Genomic DNA, 18249 nt, shown 5'->3' with positions numbered 1-18249 from the left:
CCATGATTATGCTCAATAAGCATTTCGCCAATGCTGCCTAATCCCCCAACTGGGTGACGCCGCGCGGCCGTGCCCCATGTTTGCAACAGAGCCCTTTCGGCAAAGATCGCATCGCCGATCTGGAGGATCTGCGGCGGGGGCGGCGGCGGGCCTGCTTCGGCCATGATCATGTCAAGTGCCGCCAGACCGCGTGCGATCACGTCATAGGCCACACCGACCGAGGCCGGGTCCTTGTGCGAACCGCATTCCACCGTGATCGCAGCCCCACCGACAAACCGCATGAATTCGGTGGTGCCGACGGCATGAGCGATGTCCTGCGCCCGGCCCTGCTGCGCCAGCGCCTTCAGATGGGCGGGCATCCAGCCCTGCACCGCGAAGGGCAGACCCAGCGCGCGGATCAGGCGGCGTTCCTCGTCCGGGCGGGCATGGGGTTCCAGCGCGCCGCCCGGCGCATCGGGGCCAAACAGCGCAAAGGCGGGCCCTTCCGACCCGAAGGAATGCAGGTCGATCAGCACGTCATGGGCGCGCAGCAGCGGACACAGCACATTCGCCACCCGGTCCTCGTTCACCTGCGGCACCGGATAGTCGCGGAGGTTGCGGTTCAGGTTCCGCTCACCCTCGCGCTGGTCAAGCCGATAGGCCAGGGCATTGACCACCGGCACGAAGGTGACCGAGCCACACAGCAGCTTGCGGCGCCCGCTGCGGAACTCGGCGATCATCCGGGCAATAGCCTTCGGCCCGCAGACCTCGTTGCCATGGACGGCGCCGGTCACGATGACGCGCGGGCCGGGCCGCAGGCTGTGGAAGCTGACGCTTTCCAGACTGTCGGGCAGGGCAAGCGGCCCTGCCGTCTGATCGGGCGCGGCGATGTCGATGATCATGCCGGGCCGCAGGCGGCGCGCAAGGTTCAGCAACTGGTCATGCGGCACGGCGACACAACCGGCGGTGCCCGTCATCTCGGGGCGGGCGGCATGCAGGAAGATCGCGCTGCCCCCGGCCGCGCGCGGCACCGCATCGTTCCAGCCCAGCGGGATGAAGATGTCGAACAACTTCGGCGCGCGGGCGGGCGGCGGCTCGTTATGGCTGCGGGCGCGCATCCGGTTGTAATCGGGGCTGGCCGGGTTCTCGATCCAGTCATAGCTGTCTGGCTTGGGCTTGAACGGAAAGGCCATTTCGGCCATTTCGGCGTCGGCAAAGACGCCCGGCTCGTAGTACCCGTAGCGCAGGGCAAAGCGCCCTGCCGGGGTGGCGCCATCGCCCTCGCGTTTCAGCGCCGGATCGACGATGCCCGACCGGCCGACGGCACAGGGCACGGACCAGTCACCGATGGTCAGCGTGCCACGATGCGGGGCGGCAGGATCATCCCCCGCGCGCACCGTGATGATCAGATCCGGCCCGATTTCGGGAATGGGGGCGGCAAAAAGCTCAGACATGGGGGTTTCCGGTTTGCAGCAGATGACAGCGCGCCCGATGATCGGCGCTGATGCGGGTGAATTCGGGTCCGTCCCCGCTGCGGCAGCGGGGCATGGCCAGTGGACAACGCGGGTGAAAGGCGCAGCCTTCCGGCGGGCTGAGCGGGCTGGGAATTTCCCCCCCCAGCCGGGCGGGCGCCCGGTCACGGTGCATCGGATCGGGGATCGCGGAGATCAGTGCGCGCGTGTAGGGATGGGCGGGGGCGGTGAAAATCTCGCGCCAGCCGCCTTCCTCGACGATCCTGCCCAGATACATGACAGCGATCCGGTCGCTCATGTGTTCGACCACGCCCAGATCATGCGAGATGAGCAACAGCGCAATGCCCAGCCTGTCCTTCAGCTCCAGCAGAAGGTTGATGATCTGCGCCCGGATCGAGACGTCCAGCGCTGACACGGGTTCGTCGCAGATCACCAGTTTCGGCCGCAGGATCAGCGCGCGTGCGATGCACAGCCGCTGGCGCTGGCCGCCGGAAAATTCGTGCGGGTAGCGGCTGGCGACTTCCGGCGCCATGCCGACCAGCGACAGCATCTCGGCCACACGGGCCTCACGCTCGGCCCGGTCGGTCATGCCATGCAGACGCAGCGGGCCGGACAGGATCTCGCGGATGGTCTGGCGAGGGTTGAGCGACGACATCGGGTCCTGAAACACCATCTGCGCCGACCGCGCCAGCGCCATGGCCGGAACCCGCGCATTGCCGGTGATCTCGTGCCCGTCCAGCCGGATCACGCCTTCGGTGGCGGGCACCAGACCCAGCAGCGCCTGCGCGATGGAGGATTTGCCGCAGCCGCTTTCCCCCACCAGACCAAGGCACTGGCCCGTGTGCAACGTCAGATCGACCCCATCCACCGCCTTGACGGCAAGTGGCTTGCCGCGCCAGCCGTGCCGCACCGGATAATGCACCCTGAGGCCCTGTACCGACAGCAGGGGTTCGGCTTCGGGGATCATTGCAGCCTCAGACATGATGCAGACACCGGACCCGGCCCCCCTTGTTCAGATCGGTCATCGAAACGGGCGCCGCACCGCATTCAGGGGTGACGCGGCCACAGCGTGGCGCAAAGCGGCAGCCCTGCGGGAAATCGCGGATCGCAGGCACCACGCCCCCGATCTCTGTCAGCCGTTCCTGCCCGCGCTCCAGCCGACGCCCCAGCCGGGGCAGGGCATCGACCAGCCCGCGGGTATAGGGATGGGCCGGGGCGGTGAAGATATCCCCTGCACTGCGCTGTTCGACGATCTGGCCCGCATACATCACCGCCACACGGTTGCAGATGCGCGCCACCAGCCCGAGGTCGTGCGAAATCATCATCACCGCCGTGCCCCGCGCGCGGCAGAGGTCCAGCACCAGTTCGACGATCTCGGCCTGAATGGTGACATCCAGCGCGGTGGTCGGCTCGTCCGCGATCAGCAGGGCCGGATCGCAGGCCAGCGCAATGGCAATCATCACCCGCTGCCGCATCCCGCCTGAAAGCTGATGCGGATAGGCATTGATGCGCCGTTCGGGGCTGGAGACCTGCACCTGTTCCAACGCCTCGATGGCTTTCATCCGGGCGGCGCGGGCGGTCAGACCACGATGCAGCACGAACATCTCGCCGATCTGGTCGCCCACCGTCATCAGCGGGTTGAGCGCGGTCATCGGCTCCTGAAAGATCATCGACACCTTGTTGCCGCGCAGATGGCGCATCTCGTGCGGGGGCAGGGTAGACAAATCACGACCCTCCAGCAAAATTTGCCCGCCGCTGATCGCCATGGGCGCCTTCAGAAGCCCGGCCAGAGCCAGTGCGCAAAGGCTCTTGCCGCAGCCGGATTCGCCGACGAGGCCAAAAACCTCGCCCCGGTTGATGCTGAAATTAACGCCCTCGACCGCCGCGACGGGCGTGGGACCGTCACACAGGCTGATTGCAAGATCGCGGACGTCCAGAACCGTTTCGGTCATTTGCGGCCCTTTCCATGCGGGTCCAGCAGGTCGCGCAGACCATCGCCCAGAAGGTTGAATCCCAGAACGGCGGCAAACAGTGCCAGCCCCGGAAAGATGGCGACCCAGGGCGCGACCATCAGTTGCTCTCGCGCCGAGGAGAGCATGCCGCCCCAGCTCGGGTTCGGGGGCACCACGCCAAGGCCCAGAAAGGACAGCGATGCCTCCGCCATGATGGCGGAACCGACACCCATGGTGGCCACCACGATCAGCGGGCCCGCGATATTGGGCAGCAGTTCGCGGAACATCACATGCAGCGGGCCGAAGCCCATCGTGCGGGCCGATTGCACATAGTTCAGCGACTTCTGCGTCAGCACCTGCGCACGCGAAATCCGGCAGCTGTAGGCCCAGTCGGTCATGCCAAGCGCGATTAGCAGACTCAGAAGCCCCGGCCCGAGGATCGCCATGAGCGCCAGCGCAAAAACAATGGTCGGGATCGACAGCATGAGGTTGGTCAGGCCCTGCACCATCTCGTCCCACCAGCCGCCGATATAGCCGGCCGACAGGCCGAGCGAGACACCGATGGCCGTGTTCATCACCTGCACCGCCAGACCGATGAACAGTGAAATCCGCGCACCATAGACCATGCGGGAAAAGATATCGCGGCCCTGTTCGTCGGTGCCCAGCCAGAACTGGGCGCCGGGCGGCTCTTCGGCATACATCAGATTGGCCGAGGTGATGGGGTCATAAGGGGCGATCAGCGGGGCAAAGATTGCCAGCACCGCAATCAGCAGGATGATCCCGCCACCGACGTAAAGGTTGGCTCCGGCTTTCATGGTGCCTCCTCAGCGGTAGCGGATGCGCGGATCGACCACCAGATAGGCAAGGTCGACCAGCGTGTTGATCAGAAGGAAGAACAGCACGATCACCAGAATGGCCCCCTGAACCGCAGGCAGATCCCGCAGCCCGACCGAATCGATCAGCAGCGAGCCGACGCCCGGCCAGGCAAACAGCTTTTCGATGACGACCGACCCACCCAGCATCGAGCCGAATTGCAGCCCGATCGTGGTCAGCACCAGCACGAAGGCATTCCGCGCCAGATGGCGCAGCACAAGTCGCCGCTCTGACATGCCCTTGGAGCGGGCGGTGCGGATGAAATCGGCGTTCAGAGTCTCCAGCACGGCGGCGCGGGTGGTGCGGGCCAGAAGCGCCATGGGCGCGATGCCCAGCGTGATGGCGGGCAGGATCAGGTGACGCAGCCCGCCCGAGCCATAGCCGAAGGTCGGCAGCCAGTGCAGCTTCAGCGAGAACAGATACATCAGCACCAGCCCCGCCCAGAAGGCCGGGATGGAGAGGCCTGATACCGCCAGCGACATGGTGGCGGTGTCGAGCCAGGTTCCCCGGCGCATCGCGGCAAAGAACCCCAGCGGCAGTCCGATGCAGACCGCGAACAGGATCGCGCCGCACGCCAGCCGGAACGACGCCCAGATCCGCCCCGCCAGCATGTCGGCCACCGGGCGCTTGGTGGCGTAGGAGATGCCCAGATCGCCCTGCGCCAGCCCCGCCATGTAGCGGCCAAAGCGTTGCGGCAGCGGATCGTTCAGACCCAGCTCGGTCTCGATCCGCTCCAGTACCTCGGCAGAGACATCGCGCTTGTCGGCCTGAAGCGACGAGGCATAGGTGCCCGGAATCACGCTGAACAGCAGGAAGACAAGGGTGATGACGACAAAGACAGTCAGCGCGGCCTGAACAAGCCGTCTGAGCAGGACATTCAGCATGGCGGACCCACGGGCTAGGAAAAGCGGGTCGGGGGGCGGTCAGCCGCCCCCCGGCAGGCAGATCAGCGCGAAGGCGCGTTCTCGTCCAGCCAAACCTGATCGACCTCGATGATCGCGGCCTCGGTCACATTGGCATCGACGCCATGCACCCAGGGCTGCGTCGCCAGCACAGCCTTGTTGTAGTTGTGGAACCAGACCGGCGCCTGTTCGAAGATATAGGCATCGGCTTTCTTCACCAGCTCAATCCGCTTGGCCGGATCGACCGTCGCCATGGCCTCGTCCAGCATCGCGTCATAGGCCGCATCCTTGAAGCCCGCCCGGTTGGTCGAACGCGGGCGGCGGCTGTCAAAGCTGCGCAGCGCCGAAATCGGGTCCGGCCCGGTGCCGTTGGAGCGGAACCACGCGGGGGCCTCGCCCTTGTTGATCGCCTCGACCAGCACGCCGGCCTCGACCACCTTGGGGGTCACGGTGATGCCCACGGCGGCAAGGAAGGGGGTCATGGCCTGCAACACGCCCAGCGACGAGGTGGCATCGGTCACCCAGGCTTCAAAGCTGACGCCATCGGCCAGCCCGGCCTCGGCCAGCAGCGCCCTGGCCTTTTCGGGATCAAAGGCATAGGGCTTGCGGTCGGGATCAAAGCCCGAAGACGGCGTAGGCAGCCAGCCCACCGCCTTGAACGCCTTGTTCTTCAACAGCTTTTCTATGATGATGTCGCGATCCACCGCATAGTTGATCGCCTGCCGCACCCGAACATCGTCAAAGGGTTTCATGTCGAGGTTCATACCCATGTGGCGGGTGAACATCTCGGCAATCTCGATCAGACCCTTCGACAGATCCGGGTCTTGCGCATACATCACATAGCCGTTTTCCGACAGAACGGTCGCGTCGACCTCGCCCGCGCGGAAAGCCACATCCAGTGCCGAATAATCGTCTGTGATGGTGAATTCGATGGCATCGGCATAAGGCTTGCCGGGCTTGAAATACTTGTCGAACTTCTTGCCCGAAATGCGCGAACCCTCGATATGTTCAACGAAGGTGAAGGGGCCGCAGCCGACCGGATTCGACAGGAAGGCGCCGCTTTCCACCGCCTCGCGCGGCAGGATCGCCGTGACCGCCTCGAACAGCAGATAGCCGGGATCGGCGAAGCTTTCGAAGGTGATCGAGAAGGTCATGTCGTCGATCTTCGCCAGACCCGCCACATGATCGGCCTTGCCGTCCAGATAATCCTGCGCGCCAAGGATGTTTTGCAGGTTGGAAATGGCCGACAGGCTGCTGCCCGGCGCAAGGATGCGCGAATAGGACCAGATCACATCATCGGCGACCAGTTGGCGACCGTTGTGGAAAAAGATGTTGTCGAGCAGCTTGTAGGTGAAGGTCTTGCCATCCTCGCTGACCTGCACCTCGGAGGCCAGTTCCAGCACGACCGAATTGGTCGCCGAATCCCAGTTATACAGCGAGCGGTGGAGGGCTTTCGACACCGCCATGTCCTGCGATTCATAGGTGGCATGCGGGTCAAGGCTTTGCAGCGCCGAACCGAAGGGCGCCACCATCTGCAATTTGCCGCCCGGGCGCGGCGTGCCCGCCTCCTGCGCGCGGGCGGCGAAGGGGGCAAGGCCGGTGGCAGCAGCCGCAGTGCTGGCAAGCATGGCGGCCAGCATGCGGCGGCGGCTCAGGATCAGGGACGCGGGCGAATGGGTCATGGTCAGCTTCCTGTTGTGTATCTTGCTTGTTGTCTTTGAAGGGTCAGCCAAAGGCTTCGGCGATGAAGGCGCGGGCGAAGGCGGGCAGGGTGCCCGGATGGGCGGCAGCGGCAGGGCCTTCCGTCATCACCGCCAGCGTGGCCGAACGGCCATCGGGGGCAGAAATCGCCGCCACATCATGCCGCGTCCACGAGGTATGCCCGGCTTTGGACCAGACGCGAAACCCATCGGGAATGCCGCCGGTCAGGTAACCGGCAACCTGGTCGCCCTCGGGGTCCGGGGCCGCGGTGCGCTGCCAGTCGCGCGACAGATGCCCGGCCATCCAGTCACGCCGAGGCAAGGCACCGCGCAGCATTTCATGCAGCATCGCGGCGCAGGCGCGGGCGGAAAGCTGGTTGCCGGGCCGCACCTGACGCGCCTGACGGGCGCGGCCATAGGGGCTGTCCTCATAGGTCGAATGAATCAGATGGATGCCCGCCAGCGCCGGAAGGCCCAGCCCCTCCAGCCAGTCCTGCACCTGATGGCGCGCAGTCACCCATTCCTCCAGTGCGGCGGGGTCCAGCACCGGGCCATCGAAAGCGCCTGTCAGACGACCCAGCAAATAGGTGGTCGCATCGTTCGAGGATATGCCGATCATCGCTTTGGTGGCCCGATGATCCTCGTCATCCAGCGCAAGGCGGCCCCCGGCCTCGAAAGCGGCAAGCGCGGCCAGATAGAACATCTTGCAGACCGAGGCCGGATAGATCTGTGCATCGCCGCGATGCTCCCAGACAGGTTGCGCGGCGAAGGGGCCGGGATCGGCCTCGACCAGCGGTCGGTCGTTCAGCACGGCACAAACTGCCACCTGCCCGGCCCCGAAGGTCCCCCCGGCTTCCCGCAACAGGGCATCCAGCCCGGCTTGCGCGGCGCGGTTCAGGCGAAAGGTGCTGGCTTCGGCTGGCATGGTCACAAGATGCGTTCCCGGCTGAAAAGACGACGAGATCCTGACGGAATGCTAAGCGGCAGGTGGCGGCGGGGGATATAGAAAAGGCTATGGAAGTTCATTCATTATGGATATGAATGGCGGCGATGATCGGAGGTCCCCGTGAAACCAGAACTGAACCTGCGGCAGGTCGACGTGTTCCGCGCCATCGTGAAGTTCGGCACCGTCACGGCCGCCGCGGCTGCGCTGGGATCGTCGCAGCCCACCCTGACGCGCGAGGTGTTGCGGCTGGAAGCCTCGGTCGGTTTCCAGTTGTTCGAACGTCGCCGGCAGCGGCTGCACCCGACGGCACGGGCGCTGAAGCTCTATCACGCCATCGAAGAAGCTTATTCCGGCCTCGACAAGATCAATGCCTCGCTGCACCGGATGCGCGCCGCCTCTGGCGAGATTCTGCAGGTCTCGACCCTGCCGACCTTCGCGCAAAGCCTGCTGCCCGAGGCGGTGGCGCGGCTGCACCGCGAGGCGCCGGGCCTGACCATTGAGATAGACAATGGCGATCCGCGCAACCAGTCGCCCATTTCGGGGTTCAACTTCGACATTGGCCTGATCGAAGGAGAATATGATGATCCCACGACCGAGGTGATCCCTTTGGGACTGTTTCGCCAGGTCTGCCTGATCCCTGCCGGGCATCCCCTGGCCAGTGGCACGGGGCCGCTGCACCTTCAGGATTTCGAGGATCAGGCCTTTGTCTCGCTGGGACCGAAAGATCCCTACCGGCTGATCCTCGACCGGCTGTTCGACGAGGCAGGGGTGACCCGGCGCCTGCCGGTCACCATGCAATCGGCCAACGGCGCCTGCGAGATGGTGCGCAGCGGCATCGGGGTCAGCATCCTCAACCCCCTGACCGCGCTCGGCTACCTGGGGGATCGGGTTGTGCTGCGCGCATTTGCGCAGGCACCCGGCTTTGTGGTTTCGGCCCTGCATCCGGTGGACCGGCCGTGGGTCGATACCGCCGGGCGGCTGGCCGGGCATCTGAAGGCGATCTGCGCTGAGGCACAGCAGCGTCTGCAAGCGCTGCAGCTGATCTGAACGGGCTAGTGGCCAGTGACCAGACCTGCCCCGGTCTGCGCCTCCAGAAGCGCCATGCGGTTGCGCGCATGATCGAGGATCGGCCCCGCGACCCGTTCGGGAAAGCCGACCGGCATGGTATCTGCGACCCGTTCGATGGCGGGAAGGCCCGCCGCCACAAGATCGGCGAACGCCCGGCGCCGCAGTTCTGGCGGGACCCGTGCGCGCGCAGCCGTTTCGTCGAAATGCCGGGGCTGGATCTGATCCAGCCGGTAGTGCCGCCTGCGCCCGACAGACATGGCCAGCCGCAACTCGCGGTGACGGAAGGCGCCGGACCCCATGGCAGGGGCGGCGCTGAGAATGTCGTAAAGCGGGGTCATCCGAAACCCGCCCGGCCCGAGGAAGACCGAATAGTTCTTGGCGTGTCCGTCGATGGCCGCCAGCAACCAGTTCACGATCTGGGCTTTCAGAAACAGTAGCTGATCGCCCGCCCGTTCGGCCGAACCTTCCAGCAGATGCAGAGCGTCCTGCATCCCCGGACCGCCATGCTCCTGATATTTCTGTGCTGATTCAAGCCCCTGAGCCTGAAGGAAATCTTCTTGCGGCAGGCGCAGGATGCCACCACGCGGACGGAGCGTGCGGTCAAAGCGGGTGACGACCAGAACCGTCTGATCCCCGAAGCTTTCGATCCGCGCCTCGTTTACCGGCAGGCCAAACGCGGCGGCAAGACGCAGGCACAGCCATTCATTCTCGACACTGTCGGTCATGTCGATCCCGTGCGACACGATCCCCATGCGCCGTTTGAAGATATGGGTGGTGGGCGTCAGCCCGACGGGTTTCAGCCAGCGGCCCTCCTGCCACAGAAAGGCGGTCTTTTCCTGTGCCCCGGCCAGCGAGATGCGGAAGGACTCATCCGCGTGCAGGCCCAGCGGCGCGGTGGCAAGCTCGCGCAGCGTGGCTGCGATTTGCGCCTCGTCCTGCGGCAGCCCTTCAATGCGGAAGGGATCGCCCGGATCGCTGCCCTGCGGCAGGAACTGCATCGCGCCGATGCAATCCCGCCCGATGGCGGCCAGCAGGTCATGCGGGCGGTCGCTGTGCGCGGCGGTCCGTTCCGCGATACGACGGCGCAGATCGGCATTGTCGGGCAGCAGGTTTTCAAACACCGCGCTGACATGTGCCCCTGACTGATTGCCCGCCATCAGCGGCAACTGGCGCGAGATCGGGAAGGCAAATTCCCATGCCAGCCAGTCGGCGTCATAGGCAAAGCTCACCCCGCCCGCGGGGGTATAGCGGTATTCTCCGGCCAGCCGTCCGTTGATGCGGACATCCAGCCGCCGCGTGACCGGCGGGCGCCCCATCAGAAGATATCCGTGATGGAGGGGGCAGGCGCGACCTTGCCCGCCTCGCCCAGCACAAGGTCCAGCCCGAGGGCGGAAATCAGCGCGAAAAGGGTCGATACCTTGGGTTCATGCGTGCCATTCTCGATCCGCGACACATGCTTTGCCGCAAGCCCGGCGCGCTGGCCAAGCTCTTCCTGGGTCAGCCCCAGCGCACGGCGGCGGCTGCGCAGCGCCTGCGTCAGGCTGGTTGCGTCACGAAGGATCTGGGTCTGCATGGCTCCGCCCCGCAAGGTGATGAGAACGTAGATTTTCAGAAATACCCCAAAAACATCACTACTGCAAGAAACCCCGAAAACATCACCTTTCGGGCATGGGTTGCCGTGGCAAGCGCACCGCGGCCTGAAAGCCCGAAAGCGTGCCCGGACGTGGCGAGGTCAGGACAAGCGCGCTGCCAGCGCGATCCGCGATGGCAGCCACGATGGCCAGCCCCAGCCCGCTGCCATCACCATTGGCCCCTGCGCGTTCGAACCGGGTTGTCAGGCGGCCCAATACCTCCTCCGGCACTACTGGCCCGTCATTGGCAACGGTCAACACCCCGTCCGGGGTCAGCGCTACGCTGACCGGGGCGGTATCAGATCCGTGCCGCAGGGCATTTTCGACAAGGTTGCGGCACAGGATGCCGAAAGCATCAGGGTCAAGGTCCGACAGCACCGGCGTTTCAGGCAGCGTCAGGACAATGCGGCCGGGCGCGGCGGTGCGGCCCAGATCCTCGACCATGACACGGGCAACCGGCCGCAGATCAGCAGCGTGATCCAGCCGCAGCCGCCCGCCTTCGGCCCGCGCAAGCTGCATCAGCCGCTCTGACAGCCGTGTCAGGCGTTTCAGCGTGGCTTCGATCTGCCCCGCCCGGTCGCGTGCCGCTGCATCGGCAGTCTCGGACCGCAGGCGCTGAACCTGCGCGATGGCCCCGGCCAGCGGGGTGCGCAGCTCATGCGCTGCATTGGCGGCAAAGCTGCGCTCGGCCTCGAAGGCCGCGCGCAGCCGGTCCAGCAGATGATTGAGCGTGGTGGCCAGCGGGTTGATCTCGGACGGCAGATCCGTCGCGGGCACCGCCGAAAGGTCACGGGCGCTCCGCGCCTCCAGCCGGCTGCGGAACCGGCGCAGCGGTGCGAGGCTGAAACGCACCGCCAGCACAATCGCCGCCAGCGCAGCGGGCAGCAGGATGAACAGCGGCAGCGCAAGCCCGAGCTGGATCTCGCGCGCTACCTCGGCCCGATAGGCCAGAGGCTCGGCCACCGTGATCCGGACCGTGCCCTGAAGTGCCGCATCACTGTACAGCCGATGCGTGGCGGTATCATGGAATCCCGTCCCTTCGTAGGGCGGAAAGACCGCCGGGTCGGCGGCATGGGATTGCAGCACGATACGCCCTTCGGCATCCCGCACGACATAGGTGAAAAACTCGTCATGCTCGCGGATCGGCGCAAGGTGCTGCGTCACGCCTTCATCCTCGCGCCCGACGATATCGGTCACCGCCAGCGGCAGGATGCGCTCGGCGGTTTCGCGCAGGGCGCTGTCGAACACCTCGTCCATCTCACCGCGCAGAATGACCGCCGTGATGGTGGCGGCCAGCAGCCACAACAGGGTCAGCACCAGACCGACCGACAGACCGAGCCGGGCCTGAAGGCTGCGCGGCAGTCTCATGGCTTGCCCAGCCGGTAACCCATGCCGCGCTCGGTCTCAATCACCGTGGCGCCCAGCTTCTTGCGCAGGCGGCTGACATGAACCTCGATCGTGTTGCTTTCGATCTCGGCATCGAAGGCATACAGCTTTTCTTCCAGCTGCGCCTTGGACAGAAGCTGACCGGGGCGGGCCAGCAGGGCCTCGAACAGTGCCCATTCGCGGGCGGTCAGCGCGACGGCCTTGCCATCGCGCAGCACACTTCGGGCGGCAAGGTCGATCTCCAGCGCGCCATGGCTGATGATCGGGTTGGGATTGCCGGAATAGCGCCGCGCCACAGATCCTATCCGCGCCGAAAGCTCGGCAAGGTCGAAAGGTTTCACCAGATAGTCGTCGGCCCCGGCATTCAGCCCCTCGATCCGGTCCGACACCTGATCAAGCGCAGTGAGAATGATGACCGGTGTCACATCGCCCCGCGCCCGCAGCGCGCGCAGAAAGACGATCCCGCGCCCATCGGGCAACATGAGGTCAAGCAGAACCAGATCATAGGCCGTGCCGCGCAGGGCATCACCCGCCGCGTCAAGCCGCGTCACCCAGTCAACCGACTGGCCATCCGCCGCGATCTGGTCGCGCACCGCCGCGCCCAGAACCGTGTCATCCTCGATCAGCAGCAGCCGCATTTGTCGTTCCGTTCCTCTTGCACCGCCCCTTCCTGACCGGGCAGACTGACACAAAGCTGACGTTTCCGCGCAGGGGGCTTCAGGCTCCTGTCAGCTTTGCCGGGCATGACAGTCCACGGTTGGCCGTGACGAGGAGTTTGGCCCATGAAGAAGACATTGACAATTCTTGGCTTTCTCGTCGCATTTCCGGCTGGCGTTGCCCAGGCGGGGCGGGATTGCCATGTGCCGATGGCGGACTGGCACCCCCGTGATGCCGTGGCGCGGCTGGCGGTCGAAAAGGGCTGGACGGTGCGCCGCATCAAGATCGACGACGGCTGTTACGAGATCAAGGGCCGCGACGCGGCGGGCCGCCAGATCGAGGTGACGGTTGATCCCGCCACGCTTGAGGTGATCGAACTGGAATACGAGGACGGCGATCATGCCTCTCACAGGCAGAAAGGGCCCGACGAGGACTGACCGGCAGGTGCAACATCAGGCAGGATGCGCCCTGGCCGCCGCTGCATGTTCGGCGATCCCTTCCTCCTGTCCGTCGGTGAAGCTGGCAACGGTCAGGGGCTGGTCCATATCCGGGAAATGATATACCGCATTCACGCTGAACGGCCCGCCGCCGGTATGGCCGATCACCCGCCCGGCAGCCCCCCAGCTTCCGCTCATCACGCCAAGGCCATAGCCGCACTCTGTCCAGGGACGGCCCGGCAGGGCGCCGCCAAGCGGTTGACACTGGCACATCTGCGCCAGCATCTCTGGCCCTAGCAGCCGCCCCGCGAACAGACCATGCAACAGCCGTGCGGCATCTGCGGCGGTTCCCGTCAGGCACCCATGATAAACCCAGCCCGGATGATAACTTTGTGCGCCACCCCACAAAACCCGGCCGAACTGCTGGCGCGAGCTTGCCAGCGCGATGCTGCCCAACCCCAGCGGATCACAAATCAACAGCTTGATATTCTGCGCAAAAGACTGACCCGAGGCTTGCTCTGTCAGATCGCGGACCAGCAGATAGCCGACGTTGGAATAGGCCCAGCCTGCACCTGGCCCGAACAGACGACCCTGTGCCATCGCTACCTCTAACAGCCGGGTTGCGGGCCATGGCTCCTCGTTCCGGGCGACCGCCTCGCGGTATGCGGGCAATGCACCGTAGTCCGGCAGACCGGAGGTATGGTTCAACAGCTGACGCAGCGAGAAGTCGTGCCCGGCGAGGGGCATATCCAGCGACAGCAGGCCCTGTTCCACCATTCGCAGCGCGCAGATCGCCAGAGCCGTTTTGGTAAAGCTCCAGTAGGGGAAAATCTCTGAACCGGCCACAGAAGGGCTGTCGGAGCCGTGATCGGTTATCCGATGGGTGAAGATGCGACGAGGCGGCGTCATCCTTGCCTTCTATCACATGCCGGGTGTCCCCGGAACGATCTTCCCCTTCCCCTGCCTGACGGCAAGCTGAAGCAGGAAAGGCCACGCCGTCAGGTAACGCTCAGGTCGGGCCCCCAGTTTGCACGGAGCAAACGAAAGGAGACCCCTGACATGACAAAGACCCTGGCGCTTCTTGTCGCCTCCACGGCGCTGAGTGTCACCATCGGTGCCCCGGTCCGGGCGGCCACACCGACCCCCACGGCGCCGGTGCAGCAGCCTCTGGCCACCCGCATCTCCGACAGCGCGCAGGCGCTCCCCCTCGTGCTTGTCAGCGGGGACGACGACGAGGACCACGAGGAGGATGGCGAGGAGGATGACTGCGACGACGATGATCGCACATGCGGGGCGCAGGGTGCCAATCCCGCCCCGGCAGGCAGCGCGGCCCCGCCGAAGAACGGGCTGTTCGGCAGTGGCACCCCGCCCAAGGCGCAGATGAACTGACCCTTCCCCGGATCTCTCAAAGGACTCCCACACATGAAATCCCTTCTTGCAACGCTGGCCCTGACCACGGCGCTTACGCTGCCCGGTCTCGCACTGGCGAAACCCGTCACGCTGAGCACCACCCTGAACGCCTATGGCGGCGAAGGTGCCTATCTTGCCTATTACGTCACAGATGCCTCGGGCGCCTATGTCGGCAGTCTGTGGATGGCGGGCGGCAAGTCGAAATATTACGAACATCTGGGCGACTGGTATCGCGCGACCGGCGGCGATACGGCGCAGGTGAATGGCATCACCGGCGCCAGCGTGGGCTCAGGTCGCAAGCTGGATGTCACGCTGGATCTGGCCGATGCGCTGTTTGATGCGGGCTACACGCTGCATATCGACGCGGCGGTGGAGGATATGCGCGACAGCCCCAATGAAATCGCGGTTCCGCTGACCACCGATGGTGCCGGCAAGGCGGTGCAGGGGCGCCGCTACATCGCCAGCTTCCAGTACGACATGTAAGAGGCAGGGCCATGATCCGCGCATTCCATCGCTGGCCGGGTCTTCTGGCCCTGGCTCTGGTCACGCTTCTCGCGCTCAGTGGCGCCGCGCTTTCCGTCTTTCCGGCAGCAGAGCAGCTTGCAGCGCCGCAGGCCAGCGCCGATCTGTCGGTCGCCACGCTCGCGGGCCGCGTTCAGGCGGCCTATCCGGGGGTCGAGCAGATCCGCCGCGCGCCGTCAGGGCGGGTCACGGCCTATTGGTTCGATCAGGGCACGCCGGGCGCCGCCGTGATCGACCCGGCAACCGGGCAGGGGGTAGCCTCGGCCGATCCCGGCCAGGTCCAGCGCTGGCTGACGGGCCTGCACAGGTCGCTGTTCCTCGGGGATGGCGGTCGCCTTGCCATGGCGGCGGGGGCTGCGGCGATGCTGGTGCTGTCGCTGTCGGGCGTGGCGCTGGTGGCGCGGCGCACCGGCGGGCTGCGGCACTGGTTCACCCGCCTGCGCGGCCCGCTGGCCGGGCGGCTGCATGTCGAGATCGCCCGGATCGCGGTGGCCGGTCTTCTGCTGTCGTCTGTCACGGCGCTGTGGATGGCAGCCTCTACCTTCGGTTTGCTGCCCGAGACCGGCGGCGCGCCCGCCTTTCCTGCGGCGGTGAGCGGCCAGACCGGCATCGCGCCCGCTCAGATCGTCACGCTGACCCAGACGCCTGTCAGCACCTTGCGGGAACTGAGCTTTCCCTACCCCGGTGACGCGACGGATGCCTTCACCCTGAAGACGGATCGGGGCACCGGATATCTGGATCAGGGAACCGGCGCGCTGCTGGCCTGGGCCGATCTGACCGCCGGGCAGCGGATGTCCGAAACCATTTACATGCTGCACACCGGGCAGGGGGCAGCACTGCTGGGGCTGATGCTGGGGCTGATGGCGCTTGGCGTCCCGGTGATGGCGGGCACGGGGGTTGCACTCTGGCTGTCCGCGCGGCGCGGGCGCCCCCGCATCCGTGACAACCAGCCCGCGTCGCAGGCTGAAACAATCCTGCTGGTCGGCAGCGAAGCCGGCAGCACCTGGGGTTTTGCCGCGACGTTGCATGAAGCGCTGACCCGTGCAGGCCAGACGGTGCATGTCGGCCCGATGTCGGATTTCGCGCCGGAAACCTATGGTCGCGCCCGGCGCATCCTTCTGTTCGCCGCTACCTATGGCGACGGCGCGGCGCCCGCTTCGGCCGCCGGATTTCTGGACCGGCTGGAACGTGCCACGCCTCTGCCTGAAATCCCGATGGCTGTTCTGGGCTTTGGCGACCGCAGCTTTCCCGCCTATTGCGCCTTTGCAAATGCCGTCACCTCCGCAGCCTGCGCGAAGGGCTGGGAGGCGTTGCTGCCGCCCGACACCGTCGACCGTCAGTCCCCGCAGGATTTTGCGCGCTGGGGCCGCGCATTGGGGCAGAGGCTTGGACTGCCGCTGGAACTGTCGCACCAGCCGGTCGCACCACGCACACAGACCCTCACGCTGCTGTCACGTCGGGATTATGGCGCCGAGGTGCAGGCCCCGACCGCAATTCTGCGGTTTGCCCTGCCCCGCCAGAGCCTCTGGCAGCGGCTGACCGGCGCAGGCTTTGCCCGGTTCTCGGCGGGGGATCTGATCGGTATTCTTCCCGACGATGGCGCCGCGCCACGCCTTTACTCGCTGGCCTCCGGGCGGCGCGACGGATTTGTCGAGATCGTGGTGCGCAAGCATCCGGGCGGCCTTGTCTCATCACGGCTGACGGCGCTGCATCCGGGCGAAACCATCACCGCCTTCCTGCGGCCCAACCCCGGCTTCCGGCCAGGCCGGGGCAAGGCGCCGCTTATCCTGATCGGGGCGGGAACCGGCATCGGGCCTCTGGCAGGCTTCCTGCGTGCAAACCGGCGGCGGCCAGTCCACCTGTTCTTCGGGATGCGCCATCCTGACAGCGATTTCCTTTACCACAGCGAAATAGCCGACTGGCAGGCGCAGGGGCGTCTGACCCGGCTGGTCACCGCCGTCTCGCGCGGGGTGAAACCGCATTATGTGCAGGATGCCCTGCACGCCGAGGCGGCGCAGGTCACGCAGCTGATCCGCGAGGGTGCCCGTGTCATGGTCTGCGGTGGCCGGGACATGGCGGCAGGCGTGACCGAGGCGCTGGCCGAAATCCTGGCCCCGAGCGGGCTGACCCCTGCCATGCTGAAAGCCGGAGGACGCTATGTCGAAGATGTTTACTGACGGAAATCGCGTCGCCCTGAACGGCGCAACCATGGGCACGCGCTGGTCGGCCCTGTTCTTCACGAACACTGACACCCCGGCGCTGCATCGCGCCCTGCAGGCCGCTGTCGACGAGGTGGATTCCCAGATGTCGACCTGGAAACCCGACAGCGACCTGATGCGCCTGAATGCCGCGCCACAGGGGGAATGGGTGGCTCTGCCCGCGCATCTTTGTCGCGTGCTGCGCCTTGGGCTTGAGATCGGGCGCGCTTCGGGCGGCGCCTTCGACATCGGCATGGGCGACAGTGTCGCGGCCTGGGGCTTCGGCCCCGAAACCGCCAGCGCCGCAGCCATCCACGCTGCCGCATCGACAGAACGGCCCCCCGCCTTCACGACGCTGGAGCTTGCAGAGCGCCGCATCCGCAAGACTGCGCCCATCCGGCTTGACCTGAACGGCATTGCCAAGGGCTATGGCGTGGACCGTCTGGCCGAAACCCTGCTGGCCCATGGCATCCGCGATGCGCTGGTCGGGATTGATGGCGAGATGCGGGCGCTTGGCTTGCGCCCGGATGGCGAGGCCTGGACCATCGCCATCGAGGCACCGGAGACCGGACGGCGCAGCCCCCAGTCGCTGCTCGCGCTTCAGGATGCCGCCGTGGCAACCTCGGGCGATTACCGCCACTGGGTCGAAACGCACGGCCGGCGGCTGTCACATACGATGGACCCGCAGCGCGGCATGCCGCTGGCCAGCTCGCCCGCCTCGGTCACGGTCGTGGCCCGAAGCTGCGCCGAGGCCGATGCCTGGGCGACGGCGCTCATGGTGCTTGGGCCAGACCGGGGCATCGCGCTGGCGCGGGAGCACGGTTTTGACGCGCTGTTCCTGATGCGCGGGGCAGAAGGGGGCGTCACCGCTCAGGGAACCGGCGGGCTGTTTCCGGCAGCACCGCCCCTTCATGCCTCATGACAAGGCGCTGGCTGGCACCAGCACCTCTCCCCGCGCCAGCAGCCGCGCGGTGCGCAGGATCCCCGCTGTGTGCAGTTCGGGCGGCGCCTCCCCGCCGGAGGTTCCGTCGCAAAGTTTTTCTGAATGCGGAATAGCTCAGCCGCAGGGCAGACTTATGCTGCGAGCCCGGCGAAGATCTGGAAAGCAGTTTCCCC

General features: G+C 66.1%; 18 protein-coding genes. 6 read left to right on the top strand and 12 right to left on the bottom strand.

Annotated elements, in window-relative coordinates; translation table 11 throughout:
- The 7 genes from C8N34_RS15505 to C8N34_RS15475 form a co-directional block, all read right to left on the bottom strand.
- The coding region (locus C8N34_RS15505; protein WP_108129558.1) for a L,D-transpeptidase family protein at positions 1-1433 on the bottom strand (1433 nt) is incomplete at its 3' end.
- Positions 1426-2433: an ABC transporter ATP-binding protein gene (locus C8N34_RS15500; protein ID WP_082400808.1), complete on the bottom strand. Its 1008-nt coding sequence runs from the start codon at positions 2431-2433 to the stop codon at positions 1426-1428. The genes C8N34_RS15500 and C8N34_RS15505, both read right to left, overlap by 8 nt.
- The gene (locus C8N34_RS15495; protein WP_108129557.1) at positions 2426-3403 is read right to left on the bottom strand and encodes an ABC transporter ATP-binding protein; all 978 of its coding nucleotides are present in this window, start codon (positions 3401-3403) and stop codon (positions 2426-2428) included. Before C8N34_RS15495 ends, C8N34_RS15500 begins: the two co-directional genes overlap by 8 nt.
- On the bottom strand, positions 3400-4218 hold the full coding sequence (locus C8N34_RS15490; protein WP_054302096.1) for an ABC transporter permease: 819 nt from the start codon (positions 4216-4218) through the stop codon (positions 3400-3402). The genes C8N34_RS15495 and C8N34_RS15490 overlap by 4 nt, the downstream gene beginning before the upstream one ends.
- Before the next feature lie 9 nt (positions 4219-4227).
- Positions 4228-5160 carry an ABC transporter permease gene (locus C8N34_RS15485; protein ID WP_054302095.1) on the bottom strand — a complete coding sequence of 311 codons (933 nt, stop codon included), beginning with the start codon at positions 5158-5160 and terminating at the stop codon, positions 4228-4230.
- A 62-nt stretch (positions 5161-5222) separates the two neighbouring features.
- Positions 5223-6860 (bottom strand): ABC transporter substrate-binding protein, encoded by a 1638-nt coding sequence (locus tag C8N34_RS15480; RefSeq protein ID WP_108129556.1) that lies wholly within the window; start codon positions 6858-6860, stop codon positions 5223-5225.
- A 43-nt stretch (positions 6861-6903) separates the two neighbouring features.
- The gene (locus C8N34_RS15475) at positions 6904-7803 is read right to left on the bottom strand and encodes a serine hydrolase (RefSeq protein ID WP_242013838.1); all 900 of its coding nucleotides are present in this window, start codon (positions 7801-7803) and stop codon (positions 6904-6906) included.
- A 141-nt stretch (positions 7804-7944) separates the two neighbouring features.
- Here C8N34_RS15475 and C8N34_RS15470 point away from each other — a divergent pair, with 141 nt between their 5' ends.
- On the top strand, positions 7945-8871 hold the full coding sequence (locus tag C8N34_RS15470; RefSeq protein ID WP_108129554.1) for a LysR substrate-binding domain-containing protein: 927 nt from the start codon (positions 7945-7947) through the stop codon (positions 8869-8871).
- Between the two features lie 5 nt (positions 8872-8876).
- On the opposite strand, the gene C8N34_RS15465 is transcribed toward C8N34_RS15470, so the two are convergent.
- The 4 genes from C8N34_RS15465 to C8N34_RS15450 all read right to left on the bottom strand — a co-directional run bounded on the left by C8N34_RS15465 (position 8877) and on the right by C8N34_RS15450 (position 12547).
- On the bottom strand, positions 8877-10208 hold the full coding sequence (locus C8N34_RS15465; protein ID WP_108129553.1) for a type II toxin-antitoxin system HipA family toxin: 1332 nt from the start codon (positions 10206-10208) through the stop codon (positions 8877-8879).
- Positions 10208-10465, bottom strand: coding sequence for a helix-turn-helix domain-containing protein (locus C8N34_RS15460; RefSeq protein WP_108129552.1), 258 nt, complete (start codon positions 10463-10465; stop codon positions 10208-10210). Before C8N34_RS15460 ends, C8N34_RS15465 begins: the two co-directional genes overlap by 1 nt.
- Before the next feature lie 82 nt (positions 10466-10547).
- On the bottom strand, positions 10548-11891 hold the full coding sequence (locus C8N34_RS15455; RefSeq protein WP_108129551.1) for a sensor histidine kinase: 1344 nt from the start codon (positions 11889-11891) through the stop codon (positions 10548-10550).
- Positions 11888-12547, bottom strand: coding sequence for a response regulator transcription factor (locus C8N34_RS15450; protein WP_108129550.1), 660 nt, complete (start codon positions 12545-12547; stop codon positions 11888-11890). Before C8N34_RS15450 ends, C8N34_RS15455 begins: the two co-directional genes overlap by 4 nt.
- A gap of 144 nt (positions 12548-12691) precedes the next feature.
- Here C8N34_RS15450 and C8N34_RS15445 point away from each other — a divergent pair, with 144 nt between their 5' ends.
- Entirely contained in the window at positions 12692-13003 is a 312-nt protein-coding gene (locus C8N34_RS15445; RefSeq protein ID WP_108129549.1) for a PepSY domain-containing protein, read from the top strand.
- A gap of 15 nt (positions 13004-13018) precedes the next feature.
- On the opposite strand, the gene C8N34_RS15440 is transcribed toward C8N34_RS15445, so the two are convergent.
- Positions 13019-13912 carry a serine hydrolase domain-containing protein gene (locus C8N34_RS15440; RefSeq protein WP_108129548.1) on the bottom strand — a complete coding sequence of 298 codons (894 nt, stop codon included), beginning with the start codon at positions 13910-13912 and terminating at the stop codon, positions 13019-13021.
- Between the two features lie 150 nt (positions 13913-14062).
- Between C8N34_RS15440 and C8N34_RS15435 the strand changes: the two genes are divergently transcribed.
- Genes C8N34_RS15435 through C8N34_RS15420 form a run of 4 tightly spaced genes read left to right on the top strand, consistent with a single transcriptional unit; the run spans position 14063 to position 18055 of the window.
- A complete protein-coding gene (locus C8N34_RS15435; RefSeq protein WP_108129547.1) occupies positions 14063-14392 on the top strand; it encodes a hypothetical protein in 330 nt (109 codons plus the stop codon).
- Positions 14393-14425: 33 nt separating this feature from the next.
- Positions 14426-14896, top strand: a complete 471-nt coding sequence (locus C8N34_RS15430) for a DUF2271 domain-containing protein (protein ID WP_054302086.1) — start codon at positions 14426-14428, stop codon at positions 14894-14896.
- Positions 14897-14907: 11 nt separating this feature from the next.
- A complete protein-coding gene (locus C8N34_RS15425) occupies positions 14908-17112 on the top strand; it encodes a PepSY domain-containing protein (protein WP_108129546.1) in 2205 nt (734 codons plus the stop codon).
- A complete protein-coding gene (locus C8N34_RS15420) occupies positions 17093-18055 on the top strand; it encodes an FAD:protein FMN transferase (protein ID WP_108129545.1) in 963 nt (320 codons plus the stop codon). The genes C8N34_RS15425 and C8N34_RS15420 overlap by 20 nt, the downstream gene beginning before the upstream one ends.
- Positions 18056-18249: the final 194 nt, after the last annotated feature.

Source organism: Gemmobacter caeni, assembly GCF_003054195.1.
In the GTDB taxonomy this organism is placed as follows: Bacteria; Pseudomonadota; Alphaproteobacteria; order Rhodobacterales; family Rhodobacteraceae; genus Gemmobacter; species Gemmobacter caeni.
Note: the sequence above shows the minus strand (reverse complement) of the source record. Positions and strands in the feature narration are given on the sequence as shown.

Excerpts from the sequence above, each read along its gene's own strand:
- C8N34_RS15500 (WP_082400808.1), bottom strand. The coding sequence starts at position 2,433 with ATGTCTGAGGCTGCAATGATCCCCGAAGCCGAACCCCTGCTGTCGGTA.
- C8N34_RS15495 (WP_108129557.1), bottom strand. The coding sequence starts at position 3,403 with ATGACCGAAACGGTTCTGGACGTCCGCGATCTTGCAATCAGCCTGTGT.
- C8N34_RS15490 (WP_054302096.1), bottom strand. The coding sequence starts at position 4,218 with ATGAAAGCCGGAGCCAACCTTTACGTCGGTGGCGGGATCATCCTGCTG.
- C8N34_RS15485 (WP_054302095.1), bottom strand. The coding sequence starts at position 5,160 with ATGCTGAATGTCCTGCTCAGACGGCTTGTTCAGGCCGCGCTGACTGTC.
- C8N34_RS15480 (WP_108129556.1), bottom strand. The coding sequence starts at position 6,860 with ATGACCCATTCGCCCGCGTCCCTGATCCTGAGCCGCCGCCGCATGCTG.
- C8N34_RS15475 (WP_242013838.1), bottom strand. The coding sequence starts at position 7,803 with ATGCCAGCCGAAGCCAGCACCTTTCGCCTGAACCGCGCCGCGCAAGCC.
- C8N34_RS15465 (WP_108129553.1), bottom strand. The coding sequence starts at position 10,208 with ATGGGGCGCCCGCCGGTCACGCGGCGGCTGGATGTCCGCATCAACGGA.
- C8N34_RS15460 (WP_108129552.1), bottom strand. The coding sequence starts at position 10,465 with ATGCAGACCCAGATCCTTCGTGACGCAACCAGCCTGACGCAGGCGCTG.
- C8N34_RS15455 (WP_108129551.1), bottom strand. The coding sequence starts at position 11,891 with ATGAGACTGCCGCGCAGCCTTCAGGCCCGGCTCGGTCTGTCGGTCGGT.
- C8N34_RS15450 (WP_108129550.1), bottom strand. The coding sequence starts at position 12,547 with ATGCGGCTGCTGCTGATCGAGGATGACACGGTTCTGGGCGCGGCGGTG.
- C8N34_RS15445 (WP_108129549.1), top strand. The coding sequence starts at position 12,692 with ATGAAGAAGACATTGACAATTCTTGGCTTTCTCGTCGCATTTCCGGCT.
- C8N34_RS15440 (WP_108129548.1), bottom strand. The coding sequence starts at position 13,912 with ATGACGCCGCCTCGTCGCATCTTCACCCATCGGATAACCGATCACGGC.
- C8N34_RS15435 (WP_108129547.1), top strand. The coding sequence starts at position 14,063 with ATGACAAAGACCCTGGCGCTTCTTGTCGCCTCCACGGCGCTGAGTGTC.
- C8N34_RS15430 (WP_054302086.1), top strand. The coding sequence starts at position 14,426 with ATGAAATCCCTTCTTGCAACGCTGGCCCTGACCACGGCGCTTACGCTG.
- C8N34_RS15425 (WP_108129546.1), top strand. The coding sequence starts at position 14,908 with ATGATCCGCGCATTCCATCGCTGGCCGGGTCTTCTGGCCCTGGCTCTG.
- C8N34_RS15420 (WP_108129545.1), top strand. The coding sequence starts at position 17,093 with ATGTCGAAGATGTTTACTGACGGAAATCGCGTCGCCCTGAACGGCGCA.